6 protein-coding genes are annotated in these 3,751 nt (G+C 61.9%); 5 read left to right on the top strand and 1 reads right to left on the bottom strand.

Features of this window, described 5'->3' with window-relative positions; translation table 11 throughout:
- Positions 1 to 544 (bottom strand): LysR family transcriptional regulator (locus AC5JJ6_RS03525; RefSeq protein ID WP_496040719.1); only part of this gene is annotated, 544 nt, incomplete at its 3' end.
- Positions 545 to 688: 144 nt separating this feature from the next.
- Here AC5JJ6_RS03525 and AC5JJ6_RS03530 point away from each other — a divergent pair.
- The 5 genes from AC5JJ6_RS03530 to AC5JJ6_RS03550 form a co-directional block, all read left to right on the top strand.
- Positions 689 to 1,135 carry a DoxX family protein gene (locus AC5JJ6_RS03530; RefSeq protein ID WP_496040720.1) on the top strand — a complete coding sequence of 149 codons (447 nt, stop codon included), beginning with the start codon at positions 689 to 691 and terminating at the stop codon, positions 1,133 to 1,135.
- Positions 1,136 to 1,239: 104 nt separating this feature from the next.
- Entirely contained in the window at positions 1,240 to 1,551 is a 312-nt protein-coding gene (locus tag AC5JJ6_RS03535) for a hypothetical protein (RefSeq protein ID WP_496040721.1), read from the top strand.
- 118 nt (positions 1,552 to 1,669) lie between these two features.
- The gene (locus tag AC5JJ6_RS03540; RefSeq protein WP_496040722.1) at positions 1,670 to 2,812 is read left to right on the top strand and encodes an OpgC family protein; all 1,143 of its coding nucleotides are present in this window, start codon (positions 1,670 to 1,672) and stop codon (positions 2,810 to 2,812) included.
- Between the two features lie 65 nt (positions 2,813 to 2,877).
- Entirely contained in the window at positions 2,878 to 3,573 is a 696-nt protein-coding gene (locus tag AC5JJ6_RS03545) for an SGNH/GDSL hydrolase family protein (protein WP_496040723.1), read from the top strand.
- Between the two features lie 56 nt (positions 3,574 to 3,629).
- Positions 3,630 to 3,751, top strand: a 122-nt coding sequence (locus AC5JJ6_RS03550) for an antitoxin MazE-like protein (RefSeq protein WP_496040724.1), incomplete at its 3' end; no start/stop codon positions are given.

A 3,751-nucleotide genomic window follows, 5' to 3' on the forward strand; every position in this document is an offset into this window, starting at 1 on the left:
TGGGGACCTTGGGGATGCCATGGCGCCGGAGATAGTCCGGCGATGCGCAAAGCGCGATCCGGATGGGTGCCAGCCGGCGCGCGATCAGGCTGCTGTCGGTCAGCCGTGCGATCCTGATGGCGACATCGTAGCCTTCCTCCACCAGATCGACCTGACGATCGTTCAGCACCAGGTCGATCTTGACCTGCGGGTGGCGTTCGCAATAGGCGGCCAGCGCCGTCGCCAGATGCCGGTTGCCGAAGCTCATTGGGCCGTTGACCCGCAGGGTGCCGCGCGGCTCCGCCTGAAGTTCGGTCGCGGCCCTCTCGGCTTCGGTCAATTGCTCCAGGATGGCGGAGCACTTCTCGAAGAATGCCAGACCGGCCTCGGTCAGGCTCTGCTTGCGGGTGGTGCGGTTGAGCAGGCGGACGCCCAAGCGGTCCTCTAGCTGCTGGATGTGGCGGCCGATCATCGCGCGGGAGATGCCCAGATCGTCCGACGCGGCAGCCTGGCTGCCCAGTTCCACGGTCCGCACGAAAGCGGCCAGCGCGGTGATCCGGTCCATGGAACTTCCCCTATTATATACTAAGGCGCACTTATATATGCATAACTTGGCGAATTAACGGAACGGTGTTTTTAATTGATAGTCGCATCATCAAGAGGCCGGATAATCCGGCCCTTCCATCACATCGGAACGGACGGACCTGTCATGATCGACTCTCGCACATCGAACTCGAACGCCGACTACGCCGCCCTGCTGCTGCGCGTCAGCCTCGGCGTGTTGTTTCTCGCCCATGGCGGCATGAAGATCTTCACCTTCACGATCCCCGGCACGGTGCAGTATTTCGAGACCATCGGCTATCCCGGCTTTCTGGCCTATCTCGTCATCCTCGGCGAGGTCGGCGGCGGTCTGGCCCTGATCCTCGGCGCCTGGACCCGCGTCATCGCCCTGGCCCTTCTGCCGATCATGATCGGCGCCACGTTGCAGCACGCCGGCAACGGCTGGATGTTCGCCAAGACGGGCGGCGGCTGGGAATTCCCCGCTTTCTGGACGGTCATGCTGCTGGTCCAGGCCCTTCTCGGCAGCGGCGCCTATGCTGTGAAGCTGGAGAAGTTCCTTGGCTTCGGCGGCGCCGGCACCGCAGCACGGGCCTGAACAAAAGTCCTAAAATAAAGTTCATGACGCAACCAGCCCGGGTGGTCAGTCATCATCCTTCCTTAATAGCTGGAAAAGCTGATCAGACGAAAGGAGCGGCCACCATGGCTTATTCCCACGCGCGCGGGCGCGGACACGATCTCTCGACGGACGAAGCGATCGCAGCCTTGACCGAGCGCTTCGACCATTTCGCCGAACAGTTCGGCCAGAGCGCCCGCGAGGCAGGCAACTCGGTCTCCAGTGCCGTCGATGACGGACGTCGGCAGGTCAGGAACATCGCCGACGAGAGCTACCGCGATATCCGCCGCCACACCCAGGAAGGCGTCGAGAACGTCAGCCACCGGATCGAGAAGAACCCGCTGTCCAGCGTGGTCGTAGCGTTGGCGGCCGGCATCCTGATCGGCAAGCTTCTGTAACCGATCAAACCGGACGGCGGAAGGGGTGGGCATCTTCCGGGATGCCCGCCCTTTCCGCTTTGGGCGTATCTTGCCTTAACCCGTTGATCCACTGTAAGTCTGGGCGATGGCAGGCCAAGTGAAAAGCAGCGGCGACCGCGATCTCCGCCTGGATTTCTTCCGGGGGCTGGCGCTGTGGTTCATCTTCGTGGACCACATCCCGGCGAATCAATTCGCCTGGGCGACGCTGCGGAACTACGGCCTGAGCGACGCCACCGAGATCTTCGTCTTCATCTCCGGTTACACCGCGACGCTGGTCTATTCCCGCGTCTTCGAGGAGCGGGGCTTCGCGTTCGCGGCCGCCAAGGTTCTGCACCGCTGCTGGACGCTCTACGTCACCTACATGTTCCTGTTCTTCGCGTTCACCGCTCAGGTTGCCTATACGGCTCGGGTGTTCGACAACCCGCTGTTCCGCGAAGAGATGGGCATCGCCAGCTATTTCGAAGACCCGACCCTGGCGCTGGTCCACGCCCTGATCCTGATGTTCAGGCCAGCCAACCTGGACGTGCTGCCGCTCTACATCGTGCTCCTGCTGGCTTTTCCGCTGGCGCTGCCGGGGCTGGTCTCCCGTCCCAGGCTGGTGCTTGCCGGTTCGGCCGTGCTTTACTTGGCCGCACGCGGTTTTCAATGGAATCTGCCGACCTATCCGGAAGGAGGCGTGTGGTACTTCAACCCCTTCGCATGGCAGTTCCTCTTCGTGCTCGGCGGAGCGGTCCAGCGTTACCGGCAGGCGGGGGGAGGGCTGCCGTCGTCACGGGTCCTGCTGGCGGCATCGATCCTGTATCTGCTGGTGTCGCTCGTTCTGGCGCTATCGTGGCGAATCGCGTGGCTCGGCGCCCTGATGCCGACCATGTTGGGTGAATTTCTGTACCCGATCAGCAAGACGGACCTCGACCCGCTGCGTCTGCTGCATTTCGCCGCCCTCGCTTACGTCGTCCTTTGCTATGTCGGACAGGAAGCCGGCTGGTTGCGCGGGTGGATCGCCCGGCCGATCGTCGCCTGCGGACGGCAGTCCCTCCAGGTGTTCTGTCTTGGCATTATCTTATCGTTCACCGGGCAGACTATCCTCGTGCAATTCAACGACTCGCTGCCGGCACAGCTTGCGACGACCGTTCTGGGGATTGGGGCGATGGTGATGGCCGCACGGATCTTGACCTGGTATCAGAAGGCCGAACGGCAGCCCCGGCGGAACGTAGCGGCAGCGAAGGATTCCGGAGCATGATCCGTCGGAGCTTGCATCGCCTTCTTGCCGTTCTTTGCGTCGTGTCGGGTAGTTTTGCGGCAGCCATGGCTCAGGAGCCGGCCCCGGAAAGCTGCGCCATCCCCGATACCGTCCTGACCGTCGATGCCGTTCTGCCCAATGTCCGCGCGGCGCTTCATGACGGCGGTGCGCTGACGGTGCTCGTGGTCAGGACCGCCAAACCCCAGGCTTCCCGCGCTCCCATGACCTATCCAGCCCGGCTGGAAGCGGAACTGAAGCGCAGGATGCCCGGCCGTGAGGTTCGGGTAGCGGTCCTAAACCTGCCCGACGAATCGGCGGCGGAGATGGTCCTGGAGTTGAAGTCCTCCCTGGCTCAGGAGCGGCCCGCCCTCGTGATCTGGCAGGTCGGCACGGTCGACGCCATGCGCAATCTCGATGTCGAAAGCTTTGGGGAGGCACTGTCGGACGGCATCGGCTTTGCCCACGACATGGGCTCCGACATCATCGTCATGGACATGCAGTACAGCCTGCAAACCACCCAGCTCATCAATTTTCAGCCCTATGTCGATTACATCGACTGGGTCACCCAGAACCACGACGTCTTCCACTTCCCCCGCTACGGCATCATGCGCCACTGGGTCGAGGACGGTCAGGTCGACTTCAACACCGAAACGCCGGAAGCCAAGCAGCGCAGCTTCACCTTCGTCCACAACTGCTTAGGTAAACTGCTGGCCGACAGCATCATGTCGATGACCCTGGACCCGGACTTGGTGAAGCCGTAAGGCTGATATATAGTACAGGAGTAAACGCGGTGATCGACCCGAACTTGGTTATCGATGTGCATGCACCCGGTTTCAGGGAAGAAGCAAAGCGGCAAGCATTGGCCGTTGCACTAGCCGATCGGCAAGATGAAGTTATGGAATTTATCGAGGCGACTTATGAAATCGGTAAAGATGAGGT

It is taken from the genome of Skermanella sp. (assembly GCF_059503625.1).